Origin of the sequence: Streptomyces sp. NPDC058195 (assembly GCF_042883525.1) — a bacterium.
Classification (GTDB): domain Bacteria; phylum Actinomycetota; class Actinomycetes; order Streptomycetales; family Streptomycetaceae; genus Streptomyces.
Genome location: NZ_JBHVVM010000003.1, coordinates 275,422 through 294,286, shown reverse-complemented (window position 1 = coordinate 294,286; position 18,865 = coordinate 275,422). Strand labels below are relative to the sequence as shown.

The window sequence follows — 18,865 nt, the reverse complement described above, 5'->3', positions numbered from 1 at the left end:
CGCCTGCTGGGGCGGCGGCCTCCCGTGCCCTGTTCCGGTGGTGCCGTCCCCGCAGGGCGAGCGGAAACGCGCGGACCCGCCCGGCCGGAGGGATGCTGGTGGCAGGACCGCGTGGAGGCGGCGCGACGCGACCGGGCGCGGTCGCAGGAGGTGCGCGATGACCCGCACACAGGAGTGGCGGCTCCGCCTCGGCCTGACCGAGGACGACGGCACGACCAGGGCGGAGGCGGTCCTGGACACCAGCTCCGGACCTGTCACCGGGCACGGCGTGGCCCGCTGCAACCCGCAGGACGTGGACGTACCCGTCATCGGCGACGACCTCGCGGCGGGCCGGGCCATGAAGGACATCGCCGCACAGCTGATGAAGGCCGCCGACAAGGAGATGGAGACCGTGGGCGGCAAACCCGTGACCGGCGCCGTAGCTCCGCCGTACGCCTGGCCCGACGCCACGGCCTGAATCCGGACCCGCGATACCGCCCCGGGCCCCGTGGGTCGGCCCGGGGCGGGCGTTCGCGACCCGTTCCGCCCCCGGGCCCGGGGGCGGGCGGCTCAGCTCTCCGGGCCGAAGTGCCGCTCCACGATCGAAGCGGCGTCGGTGCCGCGCGGCAGGACGCCGTACTGATGGCCGCGTTCCTCGCCGAGCCGGGCGGCGACGAACGCCTCCGCCGACGCCCCGGGCGCGTGGCGGAGCATCAGCGAGGCCTGGAGGGCCAGTGCCATGCCCTCCACCGAGGCGCGTGCCCGCAGCTGTGCCGCGACCGGGTCGCTCAGGTTCTCGGCGAGTTCCCGGCGTACCCGGCGGACGTGCGCGTCCAGCACCGCACTGGCCCCGGCCGTGGTGTCCAGCTCGGCCCAGAACGCGTCGAGCGCCTGCGGGGTCCGGCCGATGCCCCGCAGCACGTCGAGCGCGATGACGTTGCCCGACCCCTCCCACACCGCCATCACCGGCTGCTCGCGATAGCGCCGGGCCAGCGGCCAGTCCTCGGTGTAGCCGTTGCCGCCCAGGCACTCCAGCGCCTCGTAGGCGTGGTGCGGGCCGCGCTTGCAGACCCAGTACTTCGACACGGCGGTGGCCAGCCGCCGGAACAGCTCCTCGGACTCACCGCTGCCGCTCTCGTACGCGTGCGCCAGCCGCAGCGAGGTCCAGGTCGCCGCCTCCGTCTCCAGTGCCAGGTCGGCGAGGACCGCCGTCATGGCGGGCTGGTCGGCCAGCCGGGCGCCGAAGGCGCTGCGGTGGCGGGCGTGCCAGATCGCCTCCGACACCGACTGGCGCATGCCCGCGGTGGTCCCGAGCACACAGTCGAGCCGGGTGTGGTTGACCATCTCGATGATGGTCGCGACGCCCCGGCCGGGGTCGCCGATCCGGACGGCCCAGGTGCCGTCGAACTCCACCTCGGAGGAGGCGTTCGACTTGTTGCCCAGCTTGTTCTTCAGCCGCTGGACGCGGATGGTGTTGCGGGTGCCGTCGGCCAGGACGCGCGGCACCAGGAAGCAGGTCAGCCCGGCCTCCGCCCGGGCCAGCACCAGGAACGCGTCCGACTGCGGGGCCGAGAAGAACCACTTGTGGCCGGTCAGCAGATGGGCCCGGCCCTCGGGGCCGGAGGCCAGCGGGACGGCCCGGGTGGTGTTGGCGCGTACGTCGGAACCGCCCTGCTTCTCCGTCATCCCCATGCCGAAGATCAGCCCTGACTTGGCGCCCGGGGCGATCGTCCGGGGATCGTAGGAGCGGCTGAGCAGGCCCGGCAGCCAGTCCCGTCCCACGTCCGGATCACGCTGGAGGACCGGGACCACGGCGTGCGACATGGACATCGGGCAGGCGTGGCCGGGCTCGATCTGCGCGAAGAGCATGAAGGACGCCGCCCGTGCCACCGCCGCCCCGGGCTTCGGGTCGGCCCAGCCCGCGGTGTGCGTGCCGTGGCGCACGGACGCGCCGATGACCTCGTGGTACGCCGGATGGAACTCGACCTCGTCGACCCGGTTGCCGTACCGGTCGTGGGTGCGCAGGACGGGCGGCGAGGTGTGCGCCAGTTCCGTGGCGGTCTGGAAGCCCTCGGAGCCGACCAGGGTGCCGATCTCGTGGAGCTCCGGCTCGTGCCAGGCCGCGCCGAAGACCCGGACGGCCTCGGCGAGCGGCGCGTTGGTGCCGTACTCGTCGAGATCCCTGCGGGGCGGTGCCTGGTTGGTGACCACATGGGTGGGGTGCGGTGCCGGGGCCCCGGGGTGCGGGCCGGTGCGGTGTCCGGTGACGGTCATGGCGGTGCTCCTGTCCTGTTCGTCGATGGTGCGGCGGTGCGGGCCGGTGCTCAGGCGCTCTGGGTGCCGACCGCCCTGAGGCACAGCGCGGTGATGCTCTCCACGACCGCTTCCGCCTCCGTTCCGGCGTGCCCGCCGACCGGCGAGAGCGGGCCGAGCAGCGCCTCGCCGACCGCGCCGATCACCGCGGCGGCAGACAGCTCGACGTTCTGCGGCGGCAGTTCACCGGTGCGCACACCGGCGGCGATGATCGTCCCGGCGAGTTCGTGATAGCCCCGCCGGTAGACGAGCCGCTCCTGGTCGACGAGCGGATCGACCGGCTCGGCCAGCAGCGCCCAGGCCGTACGGGGGCTGCGCAGCGCGCGGTACGAGAAGACCTCGACGAGCGCCCGCAGCTGCTCCGCGGCGCCGCTGCGGGCGCGTACCGCCTCCCGCACCGCGTCGAGCTCATGACCCGCGACATGCCGGAAGACCGCGGCCAGCAGTTCCTGCTTGGAGGTGAAGTGGTTGTACACGCTGCCGGTCGCGACACCGGCCCGCCGCGCGAGCGCGGAGATGCTGGCCGCCGGATACCCGCCCTCGGCGAGCAGTTGCCGTGCCGCGTCGAGGAGCCGTTCGCGGTGGGCGAGCCGGGTCGCCTCCGTGCGGGCGGTGGGTCGGTAGGCCATGATGTTCTGAACCCCGATTCATATCTTGTGGTGTCCAGCCAAGCACTGTTCCCGGCCGGGCGCAACGGCCGGTGCCGGATCACCGGCACCGGCCGTCGCCCCTGGCTCAGGCGTCCAGCGCCGCGGAGACCACGGCCTTCGCCTCCTCCTGGACCCGGGTGAGGTGGTCCGTGCCCAGGAAGGACTCCGCGTAGATCTTGTAGACGTCCTCGGTGCCCGAGGGGCGGGCCGCGAACCAGGCGTTCTCGGTGGTCACCTTGATGCCGCCGATCGGTGCCCCGTTGCCGGGCGCCTCGGTCAGCACCGCCGTGACCGGTTCACCGGCCAGGGTGTCGGCGGTGACCTGCGCGGGGGAGAGGCGGGCGAGGACCGCCTTCTGCTCACGGTCGGCGGGGGCGTCGATCCGGGCGTACGCCGGTTCGCCGAACCGGGAGGTGAGCGCCGCGTAGTGCTCGGAGGGGGACGATCCCGTCACCGCGAGGATCTCCGAGGCGAGCAGCGCCAGCAGGATGCCGTCCTTGTCGGTCGTCCACACCGAACCGTCGCGGCGCAGGAACGACGCCCCCGCGGACTCCTCGCCGCCGAACCCGAGCGAGCCGTCGGCCAGCCCGTCCACGAACCACTTGAAGCCGACCGGCACTTCGACCAGTTCACGGCCGAGCCCGGCGGCGACCCGGTCGATCATCCCCGAGGAGACCAGCGTCTTGCCGATCCCCGTCGTGGCGGGCCAGTTCTCGCGGTGCCGGTACAGGTAGTCGATGGCGACGGCCAGGTAGTGGTTCGGGTTCATCAGCCCGGCGTCCGGCGTCACGATGCCGTGCCGGTCGGCGTCGGCGTCGTTCCCCGTCGCGATCTGGAACCGGTCGCGCTGTGCGATCAGTGAGGCCATCGCGTACGGGGAGGAGCAGTCCATCCGGATCTTCCCGTCCCAGTCAAGCGTCATGAACCGCCAGGTGGGATCGGTCAGCGGATTGACCACCGTGAGGTCGAGCCGGTGCTGCTCGGCGATCCGGCCCCAGTACGCGACCGACGCCCCGCCCAGCGGATCGGCGCCGATCCGCACCCCGGCCGCGCGGACCGCGTCCAGGTCGAGCACCGACGGCAGGTCGTCGACGTAGCCGCCGAGGAAGTCGTACGTCCCGGTGGTCGACGCCGCCCGTGCGCGGGCGTACGGAAGGCGGCGCACCTCCTTCATCCCCGCGGCGATGATCTCGTTGGCCCGCCGCTGGATCCAGCCGGTGGCACCGGACCCGGCGGGGCCGCCGTTCGGCGGGTTGTACTTGAACCCGCCGTCGCCCGGCGGATTGTGGGACGGCGTCACCACCACCCCGTCAGCGAGCCGCTCCGTCCGGCCCCGGTTGTGGACCAGGACGGCGTGCGAGACCGCGGGGGTCGGGGTGTAGCCGTCGGCCGGGTCGACCAGCACGGTGACGTCATGGGCCGCGAACACCTCGACCGCGGTGACCCGCGCCGGTTCCGACAGCGCGTGGGTGTCGGCGCCGAGGAAGAGCGGCCCGTCGATGCCCTGGAGCGCCCGGTACTCGCAGATCGCCTGGCTGGTGGCGGCGATGTGGTCCTCGTTGAACGCGGTGGCCGTGGCCGAACCGCGGTGGCCTGAGGTGCCGAACGCCACCCGCTGGTCCGGCTCGGCCGGATCCGGGTGCAGCGCGTAATACGCCGTCACCAGCCGGGCCACGTCGATGAGATCCTCGGGCCGGGCCGGCTGTCCGGCTCGCTCGTGCGGCATCTGCCCACTCCTTGGTGTCGGTGGTCGGTTCGGTTCCCCCCGCCGTATTTTCCCGGGCGGCCCGCGCCGTGCCGAGACCGCCCCGCCGGTCAGGCGCGGGCGCGCATCCGCGCCACCGGCGCCCGCGCGCCGGTCACCGGCCGCTACCGCCGTGCCCGCTCGGCCGCCTCGACGCCGTCGGCGGCCTCCCCGGACCCCACGCTGCCCGGCCGCATCCCGGGCAGCGTGCCCAGGCCGCCGCGCGTCACCCCGGCCGCCCGGCAGCTCCCGTTCCGCCTCCGTGCCCGCGCGCCGCGGCCGGTCGGGCGCACCCTCGCCGGGAGCGGCAGGCGGGACGACGCCGCCGCCCCGCTCCGCCAGCCGCCTTCCGGCCGCAGGGACCAGCCGTGCGCACCCTCCCGGCCTCGGCGCCAGCCCAGCCGCCGAAGAGGAGAACACCGGCGGCGCGGGCGCTGCTGGAGGCCGTCGGCCGATCTCCGCCCGGCGCCTTCGGACCGTGTAGGTTCGGCCCCTGTGACGGCTGGTCCGCCGGGACCGGCCGGACGAGGAGGGGACGAGAGGGTGCCGAACGATTCTGTGCCGGAGGACCGGGTGGTGCTCCGCGGGGCGACCCCGGGGGACGCCGGGCCGCTGACCCGGCTCTTCCTCGCCTCGCGCGCCGCGGCCATGCCGTACCTGCCGAAGGTGCACAGCGACGAGGAGACCCTCGCCTGGATGACCCATGTGGTCCTGCCCGGTACCACGGTGCGGATCGCCGAGACCGGGGCCGGGGAACTGCTGGGCTTCGCCTCCCTCGACGGGACCGAGCTGGAACACCTCTATCTGCGCCCCGACGTACGGCGCCGGGGGGTCGGGTCGCTGCTGCTGGCCGAGGTGCGCGAGCGGGCGGCCGGGGAGCTCACGCTCCACGTCTTCCAGCGCAACACCGACGCCCGGGCCTTCTACGAACGGCACGGATTCACCGCCGTCGCCTTCGACGACGGAAGCCGCAACGAGGAGAAGGAACCGGACGTCAGATACCGCTGGACGGCCAACGGCTGACCGGCGGCAGGATCGCGGGCGGGCGGGGCCTGCGGCACAGTGGGCGTATGAACGATCTGAACGCCCTCGCCGACGAGCACCTGACCGCGGCCCGCGCCTCCGCGCACGGCCGCAGCGCCCACCGCCTGCTGCACGAGGAACCGCTGCGGCAGACCGTCATCGCCCTCACCGCGGGTTCCGCCCTCGACGAGCACAACGCCCCCGCCGCCGCCTCGCTCCAGGTGCTGCGCGGCCGGGTCCGGCTCACGGCGGCCTCGGGCGACGTGGAGATGGGGGCTGGCGGCCTCCGGCCGATCCCGCAGGAGCGGCACGGGCTGCTGGCGCTGGAGGACTCCGTGGTGCTGCTGACCGCCGTCAACGACTGACGGTGCCGGGCCGGGGCGCCCGTACGCGCTCCAGGATCCACACCACCAGGCTGCCCGCGGCGAGCGAGCCGCCCAGGAGGCAGATGCCGCTCCAGCCAGCCCGGGACCAGACCACCGAGGCGAGCGCGGCCCCGGCAGCCCCGCCCATGAAGAACAGCGTCATGAAGGCGGAGTTGATCCGGTTGCGGGCCTCCGGGCGGAGCGCGTAGATCACGTTCTGACTGCTGTTGAGACCGGCTTGCTGGGCGATGTTCAGCAGGATCACGCCCACCGACAGCCAGAGCAGCGACGTCCTGCCGGCCAGCAGCGGCAGCCAGGCGAGCGTCAGGAGCACAGCGGCGGTCGCCGAGACCACCTGCACCCGGCCGCGGTCGCCGAGCCGCGCCGCGATGTTCATGCCGACCACCCCGATGACACCCACCAGGCCGAACAGCCCGATGGCGGGCGCGTTCCAGCCGAAGGGCGACCCCGTCAGCAGGAACGTCAGCGCGGTCAGCTGCACGCTGTACGAGGCCATGGAGAAGGCCCCGAAGACCGCCCGCCGACGCAGCACGGGCTCCTCGCGCAGCAGCGCCAGCGTGGAGCGCAGCAGCCCGGCGTACGAGATCGTGGCGGTGTCGTCCGGCCGGGGCAGCCGGGGCAGCCTGCGGTGCAGGAGCCACGCCATCACGGCCATGAGCAGGGCGTTGACCCAGTACACGGTCCGCCAGCCGCCCAGTTCGGAGAGCGCGCCCGAGGCCAGCCGCCCGAACAGCCCGCCGAGCAGCACACCGGACATCACGACGCCGACGATCCGGCCGCGCTCGGCCGGAGCCGCGAGCGCCGCCGCGAACGGCACCACCACCTGCGCCCCGACCGAGGTCAGTGCGGTCAGCAGGGTTCCGGCGATCAGCAGCGGACCGGTCGGCGCGGCGGCCGTCGCCAGAAGGAAGAACGCGGTGAGGGCGAACAGGCCCACGGCCAGGCGCCGCCGGTCCAGCACGTCCCCGAGCGGGACGAGCAGGATCAGCCCCAGCGCGTATCCGGCCTGGGCGGCGGTCACGATCAGCCCGGCCGCGGTGGTCCCGAGGTGCAGACTCCCCTCGATGATGTCGAGGAGCGGCTGCGCGAAGTAGTTCCCGGCGCAGGAGAGGGCGGCGGCGAGCGCCATCAGCAGAACCAGACCGCGCCCGAGGGCGGGCGGTTGGGGAAGGGCGCGGGGCACGGCCCGGCCGCGGACGTCCTGAGTGGTGTGAGCCATGCGTTCAGCTTCAGGGAGACACCATTGATGAGTCCAACACATGTTTTTCATTTCATCGATCGTGATTCACGATGGATGAATGGAACTTCAGCAGATGCGTTATGTCGTCGCGGTCGCGGAACTGGGCAGCTTCACCCGCGCCGCGCAACGGTGCCTGGTCGTCCAGTCCGCGCTGAGCCACCAGATCGCCCGGCTGGAGAAGGAGCTGGGCGCCCGGCTCTTCGACCGCACCAGCCGCCGGGTGCGGCTCACCGCGGCGGGCGAGGCGTTCCTGCCGGCGGCCCGGCAGGCGCTGGACGCGGCCGAACGGGCCCGCGCCGAGGTCGCCGCGACCGCGGGGGAGGTACGGGGACGGCTCGCGGTGGGGGTCATCCCGACCGTCTCGGCGGTCGACGTCCCGGCGGCGCTGCGGGCGTTCCACCTGCGCCACCCGCAGGTACGGATCGTGCTGCGGGAGGGCGCCAGCAAGGACCTCGTCCAGGAGGTGCGGGACGGGACGGTCGACGTGGCGTTCCTGGGCGTGCTGCCCAGCTACCGCCCGAAGGGGGTGAGCGACCACGAGCTGAGCACCGGCGAACTGGTCGCCGTCGTGTCCCCCGCTCATCCGCTGGCCGGGCAGCGGGAGGTGGACCTCGCGCGGCTGGCGCAGGAGCTGTTCGTCGACTACCCGGACGGCACCGCGGCCCGTGCGCAGTCGGAGGAGGCGTTCGCCGCCCGGGGCCTCACCCGCGAGGTGGCGTGCGAGGTCAACGGCACCGACTTCATCGTCCGGCTGGTCCGCGGCGGGCTCGGCATCGCGATGCTCCCGTCCGCCTTCGCGGCGGAACTGACCGGCGTACGGCTGCTGTCCGTCACCGGGGCCCCGGCCCGTACGGAGCGTCTGGTCTGGAGCCGCTCCCAGCCCACCCCGGCCGCCGCCGCGTTCCTGACCGGACTCGGTGTCGACCCCGGGGACGCGGCCGGCCGGCCGGTCACGCGGCCGTGACCGGGCACCGCCGCGCACACGGCAGGATCGGGGCAGCAGCCCCCGGGCACCCGCCCGGCCGGTACACGTTCGCCACCGCACGGCAGGAGCCCCGTCCCATGCCCGACAGATTCGACCTGCTGGTCATCGGCGAGTGCGTCGCCGACATCGTCCGACGGCCGGGCCTGGCCGACCGGGTCCACCCGGGCGGCAGCCCGGCCAACGTCGCCCACGGCCTGGCCCGTCTCGGCCACGCCACCACCCTGCTCACCCAGCTCGGCCCGGACGCCCACGGCCGGCTGATCCGGGACCATCTCGCCCGTGCGGGCGTCGAGGTCCGTACCGACGGGGCCACGGCCGCCACCCCGTCCGCCGCCGTGGCCCTGGACGGGGCGGGCCGGGCCACGTACACCTTCGAGATCGGCTGGACGCTCGGCCCGGTCGCCCTGGACCGGCCGCCGCACCACGTCCACACCGGTTCCGTCGCCGCGGTGCTGGAGCCGGGCGAGGCCACCGTCGTCGGCGCCGTCGAGTCGCTGCGGGCCACGGCCACCGTCAGCTACGACCCCAATGTGCGCCCCGCCCTGATGGGGGACCACGGCACCGCCGTCCGCAGGGTCGAGCGGTGTGTCGCGCTCAGCGATGTGGTCAAGGCCAGCGACGAGGACCTGGACTGGCTCTACCCCGGCCAGGAACCGGAGCGGGTCGCCGAGCGGTGGCTGGCGAGCGGACCGGCGCTCGTCCTGGTCACCCGGGGTGGCGACGGGGCGCTGGCGGTGCTGCCCGACGGGCGGGAGGCGGTCGACGCGCTGCCCGCCGAGGTCGTCGACACGGTGGGGGCGGGCGACGCGTTCATGTCGGGCGCTCTGCACGCGCTGGCCGCGCACGGTCTGCTCGGCGCGGACGGCCGGGAGCGGCTGCGCCGCGCCGACCGGGCCCAGGTGGCCGACGTGCTGCGGCAGGCGGCGGCCTCGGCCGCGGTGACCGTCGCCCGTGCGGGGGCCAGTCCGCCGGACACGGCGGAGCTGCGGGGGGCGCTCAAGGCTCGCTGAGCCCGGCCCCGCAGTCCCGTGCTGCCGTGCATCCCCGCACGGTTCCGTGACGTTCGGCCCGTCGGCCGGGCCTTGCCGGCCGGGCGCCGTCAGCCGGGCGCCGTCAGGTGCGGGCCGCTGTCGTCGTCGAGGAACTCGACGACCGCGAGCGCGAACAGCGCGCACACCGCGATCCACACGGTGACCAGCCCGGTCGGCCGGTCCCACACCACCAGGACCGCCGCGGCCACCGCGACCACCGTCCAGTTCAGCGGGCGCCGGGCACGGTGCACCCACTGGCCGGCCGGGCCACCGGTGAACCCTGCGGCCTCCCGCGCCGCGCCGATGCCGCCGCTCCACATCGCCGTCACCCGGGCCGCGGCCCGGCCCGTACCGGTGAGCCAGGCGGCGACCGCCACCACGATGCCGAGCGTGACGACCAGCCGCACCAGCACCCGCATGGGCCCGGCCAGCGCGTCGAAGACCGCACCGGCGGCGGGCCGCGAGACCTCGGAGGGCAGGCTGTCGAGGTAGAACGCCCGGCCCAGCCACAGGGCGAGCCCCAGCACCACCGCCCCGGCCGCCATCGCGAGGGCCGTCGCCACCAGCGCACGCCGTCGGCGCACCGCGAGGAGCACCCCGCTCGCGGCCAGCGCCAGCGTGACCGGCGCCAGCCAGAGGCCGATGAGCTGAAGGGCCCGGAACCACATCGTGGCCTTGCCCACCGAGGGGGCGGTGAGCACGGTGAAGTCGGTGTGGACGTCCGGGAGTTTCGCCGCCGCCTTCAGCCCCCGGTCGACGAGCCGTTGCTTCACACGGTCGATGACGGGTGCGAGATCGACGGTGACGGTGTCGCCGGTGATCTGCACCGCCCCCTCCTTGCTCCCGGACAGGGCCTTCACCACGGCGGACTGGGAGGCCCGGTTGAGGTCGGTCCAGATCTCCGCGAAGGCGTCGCTGGAGACGAACCTCTCCACCGTCGCGTGCACGAACTCGGTGACGCCCGTGGTGAGGGGGCCGCTCAGCTTCGACAGCGCCCGGTCGAGCGCGGGCCGGTCCTCGGGCGCGACATCGGCCAGCAGGTCCTTCACCTTCAGGTGCTGCATGACCACGCCGGTGACACGGTCGGTCACCGCCGTCCGTACATCGGGATCGGAGGCCAGCGGCGCCATCATCGCCACGTAGTTCCCGGTGTCGCCGATCTGGTTCTTCGCCCAGGTGGACACGATGCCCAGCGGGGTGAGGAGGGTCGCGACGAGCACGGCCAGCACCGCCAGGAACGACCGGGCACGCGGCAGGTGCCACCTCCCGCCCCCCGCCTCCAGCGCGGCCACCCTGGCCCGCAGCGCCGCCAGTTCGGCGTCGTCGCGTGAGGGCTCCGGCTGATCGTGGTCCGCTTCCATCCCTCCAGGTGACTGCCGCTTCCGGCGTCCCGCGTGGCGGACTGCTGCGGATGGCGCAACGCGGTCACCAGGGTGTGCGCCCCGGGACACGCGCCGGAGCAGCAGATGACCCGATCGGCTCATTGCCCGCATCCTCAGGGGGGCTACGGCCGTTCGACAGCCAGTAGGGGTGATCGATTACGGAGGAGGGGGCGGACATGACATGGGCCGGTACGGACGTGGCGGTGACGGGACTGGGGCTGGTGACCCCGGCGGGGGCGGACGAGCACACCTTCTGGGAGGGGCTGTGCGCCGGGGTGTCCACGGCCCGCCGCTGTGAGGAACTGGCCGGTCTGCCGGTTGACTTCGGCTGTCCGGTGGACGGGCTCGACCTGGACGCGGCGGTCGGCGGGCGTGCGGTGTGGCGCATGGCGAGGTTCGTGAAGATGGCCCTGCTGGCCGCCCGCCAGGCGGTGGCGGACGCCGGTCTGTCGCCCCAGCGGTGGGACGGCGACCGGGTCGGGGTGGTGCTGGGTGTCGGTGTCGGCGGGGTGTCCGTGCTCGTCGACAACGTGCGCAGACTCGACAACGGCGGGGCGGAGGCGGTGTCGCCGCTCCTGGTCCCGATGATGATGCCCAACGCGGCGGCCGGGGAGGTGGCCATCGCGCTGCGGGCGCACGGGCCGAGCCTGGCCCCGGCGACCGCCTGCGCCTCCGGGGCGACCGCCCTCGCCCTCGCCCGCGACCTGCTGCTCGATGGCCGGTGCGACGTGGTGGTGGCGGGCGGCGCGGACGCCGTGCTCACCCCGCTGGTGGTGAGTGCCTTCGCCGGGATGGGCGCGCTCTCGCTGCGCACCGGCGATCCGGCGGGGGCCTCGCGGCCGTTCGCCGCGGACCGGGACGGCTTCGTGATCGGCGAGGGCGCCGCCGTGCTGGTGCTGGAGCGGGCGGCCGACGCGCTCGCCCGCGGCGGACGGCCGCGCGCCCTGCTGACCGGTGCGGGCTCCGCCACCGACGCCCACCACCCCACCGCCCCGGACCCGTCCGGCGGTGGTGCCCGCAAGGCCGTCGAGGCCGCGCTGCGCGAAGCCGGCTGGGGGCCCGGCCAGGTCGACCACATCAACGCGCACGGCACTTCCACCCCGCTGAACGACGCGATGGAGGCGGCGCTGATCACCACGCTCTTCCCGCACCGCCCCTCGGTGACCGCGCCGAAAGGGGTGCTCGGTCACACCCTCGCGGCGTCCGGGGCGATCGAGGCGGCCGCCTGCGTACTGACCCTGGAACACGGGACCGTTCCGCCGGTGGCCAACCTGGGCACGGAGTCCGAGGAGTTCGGTCTCGACTGCGTGGTCGGAAAGCCCCGGCCCCAGCGGGCCGAGCGGGTGCTCAGCCACTCCTTCGGCTTCGGCGGGCACAACGTGGTCCTCGCCCTCCAGCGCTTCGGTGAGGGCGGTCCGCGGCCCTCGGGCCGGGGTGTCCTCGTCAATGCTTGATCGTTATATTTTCATGACCGCAACGATCGATCACCCCTCCGCAGAACGGTCCAGGGACCTCCTCACGGGTGTGCTCCTCGGCGACGACTTCCGCCGGGAGCACGGTTTCTGGCAGCGGCTGATCCGTACGAAACCCTTCCGCCCGGAGCGCGGCGGAACCGAGGAAGAGCGCCGGGCCCGCGCGTACGAGCGGCTGCGGGTCCTCAACGACAGCCTGGACAGCGCCGCCCGGCTGGCCGCCGATCCCCGCGCCCTCGCCTCTCTGCACGAGTGGCTGGGCCCGGTGGACCCGGCGCTGACCACGGTGGCGGGCATCCACTACAACCTCTTTCTCGGCAGTCTCCTCGACCACGCGGACCAGCACCGCGACCTCTCGGACTTCCTGCGGCTGCGCCGGGTGGGCACCTTCCTGTGCACGGAGGTGGCGCACGGCAACGACGCGGCGGCCGTCGAGACCACGGCCGAGTACGACCGGGAGCGTGACGGCTTCGTCCTGAGCACCCCGCGCGCCGGGGCCCAGAAGTTCATGCCCAACACCAGCCCGTCCGGCGGCCCCAAGTCCGGGCTGGTGGCCGCTCGCCTGCTCATCGACGGCGCCGACCACGGCGTCTTCCTCTTCCTGGTGCCGCTCACCGACGCGGTCAGTACCCTGCCCGGCGTACGCGTGAGGCTGCTGCCCACCCGTACCGGCAGCCCGGTCGACCACTGCCTGACCTCCTTCGACCGGGTCTTCGTGGCACGTACCGCGCTGCTGGCCGGGGAGCACGGGCGGGTCGGCACGGACGGGGGGTTCACCAGCGCCGTCGCCAACCGCAGGCGCCGCTTCCTCGCGTCGATCGGACGCGTCACCTCAGGGAAGATCTCGATGACGGCCTGCGCGGTCGGCTGCGCGCGCGCGACGCTCGCCGTCGCCGTCCGCTACGGCGGCCACCGCCACATCTCCGGCCCCCGGGGCTCGGGCCGGGTGCCGGTGATCGCGCACCGCAGTCACCACGGACCGCTCGCCTCGGCGATGGCCACGGTCTTCGCGATGAGCCTGCTGCACCGCCGTGCCCTGGACCGCTGGGAGGCGGACGGGCCGGGGGAGGAGACGGAACGGCTCGTCGCCGTCGCCAAGGGGTGGATCACCTGGCAGGCCAGGTCGGTGATCGTGGAATGCCGGGAACGCTGCGGTGCCCAGGGGCTCCTGGAGCACAACGGCATGAGCGAACTGCTCACCGGCATCGAGGGCGCCATCACCGCCGAGGGGGACAACCTCGCCATCCACGCCAAGGCCGCCGCCGAGATGCTCTTCGGTGCCGCACCTGCCGAGCCCGACCCCTTCCCCGGCACCGGACCGGGCGAACTCGACGATCCCCGGTTCCTCGGGCTGCTGCTGGCCGGGCTGGAGCGGATCTGGTTCGACCGGGCCCGCAGGCGGATGAGCCTGGCACCGCCCGGTGACCCGCTGGTGCGCTGGAACGCGGGCTCCGGACCCGCCCTGCGCGGCGTCGAGGCGTATGCCCAGCGCCAGGCGGCCGAGGCGTACGCGCAGGCCGTGGCAGCGCTTCCCGAGGGGCCCGCCCGGGACCGGCTCGGCGAGCTGCAACGGCTCTTCGCGCTCGGCCGGATCGCCCGCTCCGCAGGCGATCTGCTGGTGGCGGGACTGCTGACCGCCGATCAGGTCGCGGGGCTGCCGGACCGGCTGGAGGAGCTGATCTCCGCCGTCGCCCCGCATCTGTCCGGGCTGGTCGAGTCCTTCGCGCTGCCGCCGGAAGTGCTCGCCGACTGGCCCATCACCCGCCCCGACTATGTGGACGCCTACGACGATCCGCAGGCCGCCTGGCAGCCGGACCCGGTCCCGGACCCTGATCCGGACCCGGACCGGTCGACGGTCCCCGAGGAGCGGTGAGCGCCATGAGGAGAAGGAGAACAGCAGTGTGCGGCAATCGGGTCAGAGAGCTGGCCGGGATCTTCGGCGTCCGCTTTGTCCTTCTGGCCTACTGGGGTACGACAGCCGTGCTGGCCCGCTGGTCCGGGGAGTGTGAGCGGAAAGGTGCCGAATCGGTTCGGCACAAGGCGTAACTGGACGCACTTCATCCAGTTGATCCGGCGTCGGGACGGTTTCACCGCCGTCCCGGCAGTCCGATCGAATGATGGAGAGAAAGAACATGAGCACGATTCACCCGAGGATCGCCGAGGTGCTGACGCAGACCTTCAAAGTGCCCGCCGCGGAGATCCACCCGAGTTCCACCATGGACAGCCTGGAGATGGACTCCCTCGCCGTCGCCGAGTTCGCCGTGCTGATCCGTGAGACGGCTGGCTGCGACCGTGAGTTCGAGCAGCTCCCCAAGGGCGCCACGCTGGCTGACATCACACGGTTCATGGACGCGGCGGCCGGCGGAGCCCGGCTGGGCGGCGGGGCAGCGATGAGCAAGGCCCGATGAACAGGCCGGACATCGCCGTCACCGGCCTGGGCATGATCACCCCGGTTGGCAACGACACCGAATCCACCTGGCAAGGGGTGTGCGCGGGTGTGTCACCGGCGCGTACCGTCGACGAGCTCAAGGGCTGCGCGATCGACTTCGCCTGTGTGGTCGACGGCATCGACCTGGACGCCGCGATCGGCGGCCGCGCCGCCTTCCGCATGGGGAGGTACGTGAAACTCGCCGTGCTCGCCGCGCGGGAGGCGGTCACCGACGCCGGGCTCGACCCGGCGCGGTGGGACGGCACCCGCGTCGCGGTGATCGTCGGCACCAGCAGCGGGGGCTCCACCTCGCTGACCGAGCAGGCTGTGGTGCTCGACCGGATGGGAGCCGGGGCCACCTCGCCCTCGGCCATCCTGCTCACCATTCCGAACATGCCCGCCGCCGAGATCGCGATCCAGCTGCGGGCCACCGGCCCCAGCATGGCCCCGTGCACCGCCTGTTCGTCCGGCGTCACCGCGCTGTCCGTCGCCCGCGACCTGCTGGTCAGCGGGCAGTGCGACATCGCGATCGCCGGGGCCACCGAGTCGATCGTCTACCCGGTCGCCATGGCGGGCTTCGCCCGGTCCGGTGCCGGAGCGCAGCGGGACGGTGACCCGGCCGGACTCTGCCGCCCCTTCGCGGCCGACCGGGCCGGGCTGGTCATGGGCGAGGGCGCGGCGGTCATGGTGCTGGAACGGGCGGACGACGCCCGAGCCCGGAGCGCGGTCCCGCGGGCCCTGCTTGTGGGAACCGGCGCCACCACCGACGCCCACCATCCCATCAGCCCGCACCCTTCCGGGCGGATCGCCCAGGCGGCGGTGCAGAACGCGCTGCGCGACGCGGGCTGGGCGGCCGAAGACGTCGACCACGTCAACGCACACGGCACGGCGACCCCGGCCAACGATGCCACCGAGGCCGCCCTGATCTCCCGCGTCTTCCCGCACCGGCCGCCCGTCACCGCCCCCAAGGGCGTCCTGGGGCACTGCATGGGGGCGGCCGGGGCGATCGAGGCCGGGCTCACCGTTCTCACGCTCCAGCGCGGCGTCGTTCCACCGATCGCCAACCTGGACGCCCCGGCGCCCGAGTTCGACATCGACTGCGTCACCGGGCAACCGCTGCGGCAGCCCATCCGGCGGGCCGTCAGCCACTCCTTCGGATTCGGCGGACACAACGCCGTGATCGCTCTTCAGCGTCCGTAGGCATCCGGCAGGTGGTGCGACGGGGGCAAACCACCCGGCGTACCACCGGCCACACCCCGTGCACCACCCGGGGACGTACGGAACGGATCAGCGGCGGCGTCCCTGACCGAAGTCGCCGCCCATGCCCTTGCCCGGGATGTCCGCGCCGTCCGCGTAGTCGATCCGCTCCTTGCGGAGTTCGGCGGAGACCTCCTTCTGCTCGGTCACCTTCTTGGTCTCCATCCGGACCCGCTCGACGGGCACGGTCTCCTTGCGCGTGGTCGCGCGCTCCGCGTGCAGGGTCACCTCGACGTCCTGCTCACGGATGGGGGGATGCTGCGCCGTCGTCTTCTCGTCGGCGCGGAGCGGCTCCCGGATCAGCCGCACCTCTTCGTGCGACACGGGCACGGTCCGGGTCACGTTCTCCGTCACGACGTACTTGTGCAGGCGTGCCTTGCCGCTCTCGTACTCCTCGGTGCCGACGAGCAGCTGTTCCTCGGAGCGGATCAGCTCGCTCTTCTCGCCCGGTTCGGCGGCGGACCGCATCGGGCCCGCCCCGGCACCCGCCAGGGGGCGGGAGGTCTGCGGCGTCCCCGTGGTCTCGCGGTGCCTGCCCTGGCCTGCGCCGGGCATGTTGGGGCCGGTCATGGCGGTCCTCCTGTCGGATCCGGTGGTGCGACCGGTACCGGCCGCGCCCATGGCGGCGGTGCCTGTTCCGGCGGCGGTCGTGGTGCCCGTGCCCATCCGGCCGCGGGGCGGGGCGGTGGTGTTCCTGGGAAGGCCGTAATGGTCGTACAGCTCCTCCTCCTCGGCCACGGACAGATGCGCGTCCGCGTCCACCCGGGGCGCGTCCTTGACGCGGGCCTTCGGATGCGAGATGTGCAGGTCGGAACCCACGTGGCGGGCCCCGGCCAGCGGAACGAAACTCTCCTTCATGCCGAACAGGCCGGTCTTGACCGTGATCCAGTCCGGCCGGCCGGTGTTGTCGTCGACGTACACCCGTCCCACGGTGCCGACCTTCTCGCCGTGGGTGTCGTACACCGTCAGGCCGTCGAGCTCTCCGGAATCCGTGAATCCGTCAGCTGCTGCCATGACCGATTCCTCCTCCTCCGGGCGCGTCCTGGGGCTGGGGCCGCCAGGGGAGGCGCGTCCGTGTTCCATCGCGCCTCACCCGGATGGACGCTGCAACCGCCCCAGCGGCGGCCCTTGCCGACCGCTGCCCGCGAGGTCCGTGCTCACTGCGCGCGACGGTCGTGGGCACTCCAGCGCCGTATTGCGCCATTCGGGTGAGTGCGGCGGTCGCCACCGGCCGGTGGGCGGCGGTTGCCCGGCTCTGCCAGGGGCGGGGTACGTTGGCCTCCCTCACTGATCCGGCGGCGGGGACCGCCGGCCGCAGTCCCGCCGAGCCACCGGGAGTACCCCATCCGTACCGTACGCAGCCTGCTGCCCGGACAGCGCGGTGAACTGCTCGCCCGGCACGAGGACGGGGCGGACCTGCACCATCTGGTGTGGCGGCTGGGCCCGGGGTGGCGCGTCTGCGGCAGCGCGGTGCTCGGCGGCGGCCTCGGCCCGCGGGAGTGGATCCTCAACGCCCAGGTCCCCGGCGGCTATCCGCGCATGGACCCCGACCGGCACCTCGCCGAGATCGCCGCCGCCGAACGCCTCACCGGCCCCGGCGCCGGGCTGATGACGGCAGCCGACGTGACCGCGTACACCGTCGCGAGCGACGGCGGGGTGACCGCGACCGCCACCTGCGGTCTCGGGGTGCGCGGCTGGGCCGCCGCTCCGGCGGAGGGCACCGGCGGCCCGCTGCCGCCGGGCACGGTCAACATCGTCGTCACCGTTCCCGCGCCGCTCTCCGACGCGGCGCTCGTCAACGCCGTCGCCACGGCCACCGAGGCGAAGGTGCAGGCACTCCTGGACGCGGGCCTCGACTGCTCGGGCACCCCCACGGACGCCGTCTGTGTCGCCGCCCCGTCCCCGGGAGCCGCGCCCGCCGAACCGTTCGCGGGGCCCCGCTCGCGCTGGGGCGCGCGACTCGCCAGGGCCGTGCACGCTGCCGTACGCGAAGGCGCGCTCCGGCAATCCTGAGAGGCCACAGCGCCGCGCGCCGCCCCCGGCCCGGCCGACGAAGGGAGCCCCTTATGCCACCGAGCGCCGCCGACACCACCCCGAAGCCGCCCGTCGTCGCCGTCCTTGGCACCGGGATCATGGGCGCGGCGATGGCCCGCAGCCTGCTGAGGGCCGGGATCGAGGTCCGGGCCTGGAACCGCACGGCGGCCAGGGCGGCCCCGCTCGCCGCCGACGGAGCCACCGTCACGGCCACGGCCGAGGAGGCCGTACGCGGCACGGACATCGTCCTCACCATGCTGAAAGACGGCCCCTCCGTCGCCGCCGCGCTCACCGCCGCGTCCGCCGGACTGCGCCCCGGCCAGATCCTGCTCCAGAGCTCCACGGTCGGGCTCGACGCGTCCGACGCCCTGGTCCGGTGCGCCGCCGACCTGGGCCTGGTCTACCTCGACGCACCGGTCTCCGGCACCCGGCAGCCCGCCGAAGAGGGCGCGCTGACCGTCTTCGTCGCCGGTCCCCGCGCCGTGCGCGGGCAGGTCGGTCCCGTACTGGACGCCATCGGCCGCCGGACGGTCTGGGTCGGCGAGGAACCGGGCGCCGCCTCGCGGCTGAAACTCGTGGTCAACACCTGGGTGATCAGCCTGGTCAACAACATCGCGGAATGCCTCGGCCTGGCCGAGGGACTGGGCGTGGACCCGCGGACCTTCCTCGACGTGATGAAGGGCGGCCCGATGGACTCCGCCTACCTCCAGGGCAAGTCGGCCGCGCTGCTCGCCGGGGACCTGACCCCGAGCTTCGCCCTGTCCAACGCTCTCAAGGACAGCCGCCTCATCCTGGACGCGGCGCGGGCCTCGGGGGTGCGGCTGGACCTGATCGAGGCGTCGGCCGAGCGCTTCGCCCGCGCGGAGGCGGCCGGTCACGGCGACGAGGACATGATCGCCACCTACTACGCGGGCCGCGCTTCGCGGCCGGACGCGGACTGA

At 73.9% G+C, this 18,865-nt stretch carries 16 protein-coding genes and 1 pseudogene; 11 read left to right on the top strand and 6 right to left on the bottom strand.

Going from position 1 to position 18,865, the window contains the following annotated elements; translation table 11 throughout:
- Positions 1 to 157 precede the first annotated feature (157 nt).
- On the top strand, positions 158 to 457 hold the full coding sequence (locus ACFVWY_RS05430) for a DUF1876 domain-containing protein (RefSeq protein WP_389867544.1): 300 nt from the start codon (positions 158 to 160) through the stop codon (positions 455 to 457).
- 92 nt (positions 458 to 549) lie between these two features.
- Here the strand turns inward: ACFVWY_RS05430 and ACFVWY_RS05425 are convergent, their stop codons facing one another.
- The 3 genes from ACFVWY_RS05425 to pgm all read right to left on the bottom strand — a co-directional run bounded on the left by ACFVWY_RS05425 (position 550) and on the right by pgm (position 4,668).
- Positions 550 to 2,253 carry an acyl-CoA dehydrogenase family protein gene (locus ACFVWY_RS05425; protein ID WP_389867543.1) on the bottom strand — a complete coding sequence of 568 codons (1,704 nt, stop codon included), beginning with the start codon at positions 2,251 to 2,253 and terminating at the stop codon, positions 550 to 552.
- A 50-nt stretch (positions 2,254 to 2,303) separates the two neighbouring features.
- A complete protein-coding gene (locus tag ACFVWY_RS05420; protein WP_389867541.1) occupies positions 2,304 to 2,921 on the bottom strand; it encodes a TetR/AcrR family transcriptional regulator in 618 nt (205 codons plus the stop codon).
- 106 nt (positions 2,922 to 3,027) lie between these two features.
- A complete protein-coding gene (gene pgm / locus ACFVWY_RS05415; protein WP_389867539.1) occupies positions 3,028 to 4,668 on the bottom strand; it encodes a phosphoglucomutase (alpha-D-glucose-1,6-bisphosphate-dependent) in 1,641 nt (546 codons plus the stop codon).
- Between the two features lie 561 nt (positions 4,669 to 5,229).
- Between pgm and ACFVWY_RS05410 the strand changes: the two genes are divergently transcribed.
- Together ACFVWY_RS05410 and ACFVWY_RS05405 are read left to right on the top strand one after the other, a co-directional pair.
- The gene (locus ACFVWY_RS05410; protein ID WP_389867537.1) at positions 5,230 to 5,709 is read left to right on the top strand and encodes a GNAT family N-acetyltransferase; all 480 of its coding nucleotides are present in this window, start codon (positions 5,230 to 5,232) and stop codon (positions 5,707 to 5,709) included.
- Positions 5,710 to 5,756: 47 nt separating this feature from the next.
- Positions 5,757 to 6,074 (top strand): cupin, encoded by a 318-nt coding sequence (locus ACFVWY_RS05405; protein ID WP_389867535.1) that lies wholly within the window; start codon positions 5,757 to 5,759, stop codon positions 6,072 to 6,074.
- Here the strand turns inward: ACFVWY_RS05405 and ACFVWY_RS05400 are convergent.
- Positions 6,064 to 7,314, bottom strand: coding sequence for an MFS transporter (locus ACFVWY_RS05400; protein WP_389867533.1), 1,251 nt, complete (start codon positions 7,312 to 7,314; stop codon positions 6,064 to 6,066). The two genes, ACFVWY_RS05405 and ACFVWY_RS05400, sit on opposite strands and share 11 nt — an antisense overlap.
- 79 nt (positions 7,315 to 7,393) lie before the next feature.
- Between ACFVWY_RS05400 and ACFVWY_RS05395 the strand changes: the two genes are divergently transcribed.
- Positions 7,394 to 8,299, top strand: a complete 906-nt coding sequence (locus ACFVWY_RS05395) for a LysR family transcriptional regulator (RefSeq protein WP_389867532.1) — start codon at positions 7,394 to 7,396, stop codon at positions 8,297 to 8,299.
- A 98-nt stretch (positions 8,300 to 8,397) separates the two neighbouring features.
- Positions 8,398 to 9,330, top strand: a complete 933-nt coding sequence (locus ACFVWY_RS05390; RefSeq protein WP_389867530.1) for a carbohydrate kinase — start codon at positions 8,398 to 8,400, stop codon at positions 9,328 to 9,330.
- An 89-nt stretch (positions 9,331 to 9,419) separates the two neighbouring features.
- On the opposite strand, the gene ACFVWY_RS05385 is transcribed toward ACFVWY_RS05390, so the two are convergent.
- The gene (locus ACFVWY_RS05385; RefSeq protein ID WP_389867529.1) at positions 9,420 to 10,712 is read right to left on the bottom strand and encodes a hypothetical protein; all 1,293 of its coding nucleotides are present in this window, start codon (positions 10,710 to 10,712) and stop codon (positions 9,420 to 9,422) included.
- Between the two features lie 197 nt (positions 10,713 to 10,909).
- Between ACFVWY_RS05385 and ACFVWY_RS05380 the strand changes: the two genes are divergently transcribed.
- From ACFVWY_RS05380 to ACFVWY_RS05365, 4 genes and pseudogenes are all read left to right on the top strand, one after another.
- The gene (locus ACFVWY_RS05380) at positions 10,910 to 12,187 is read left to right on the top strand and encodes a beta-ketoacyl-[acyl-carrier-protein] synthase family protein (protein ID WP_389867527.1); all 1,278 of its coding nucleotides are present in this window, start codon (positions 10,910 to 10,912) and stop codon (positions 12,185 to 12,187) included.
- Between the two features lie 13 nt (positions 12,188 to 12,200).
- Positions 12,201 to 14,251 (top strand): annotated as a pseudogene (locus ACFVWY_RS05375) (acyl-CoA dehydrogenase).
- An 86-nt stretch (positions 14,252 to 14,337) separates the two neighbouring features.
- Positions 14,338 to 14,613, top strand: coding sequence for an acyl carrier protein (locus ACFVWY_RS05370; protein ID WP_389867525.1), 276 nt, complete (start codon positions 14,338 to 14,340; stop codon positions 14,611 to 14,613).
- Positions 14,610 to 15,833: a beta-ketoacyl-[acyl-carrier-protein] synthase family protein gene (locus ACFVWY_RS05365; RefSeq protein ID WP_389867523.1), complete on the top strand. Its 1,224-nt coding sequence runs from the start codon at positions 14,610 to 14,612 to the stop codon at positions 15,831 to 15,833. Before ACFVWY_RS05370 ends, ACFVWY_RS05365 begins: the two co-directional genes overlap by 4 nt.
- A gap of 87 nt (positions 15,834 to 15,920) precedes the next feature.
- On the opposite strand, the gene ACFVWY_RS05360 is transcribed toward ACFVWY_RS05365, so the two are convergent.
- Positions 15,921 to 16,904: a PRC and DUF2382 domain-containing protein gene (locus ACFVWY_RS05360; RefSeq protein ID WP_389867521.1), complete on the bottom strand. Its 984-nt coding sequence runs from the start codon at positions 16,902 to 16,904 to the stop codon at positions 15,921 to 15,923.
- Positions 16,905 to 17,252: 348 nt separating this feature from the next.
- Between ACFVWY_RS05360 and ACFVWY_RS05355 the strand changes: the two genes are divergently transcribed.
- Entirely contained in the window at positions 17,253 to 17,903 is a 651-nt protein-coding gene (locus tag ACFVWY_RS05355; RefSeq protein ID WP_389867744.1) for an adenosylcobinamide amidohydrolase, read from the top strand.
- Between the two features lie 53 nt (positions 17,904 to 17,956).
- Positions 17,957 to 18,865 (top strand): NAD(P)-dependent oxidoreductase, encoded by a 909-nt coding sequence (locus tag ACFVWY_RS05350; protein ID WP_389867519.1) that lies wholly within the window; start codon positions 17,957 to 17,959, stop codon positions 18,863 to 18,865.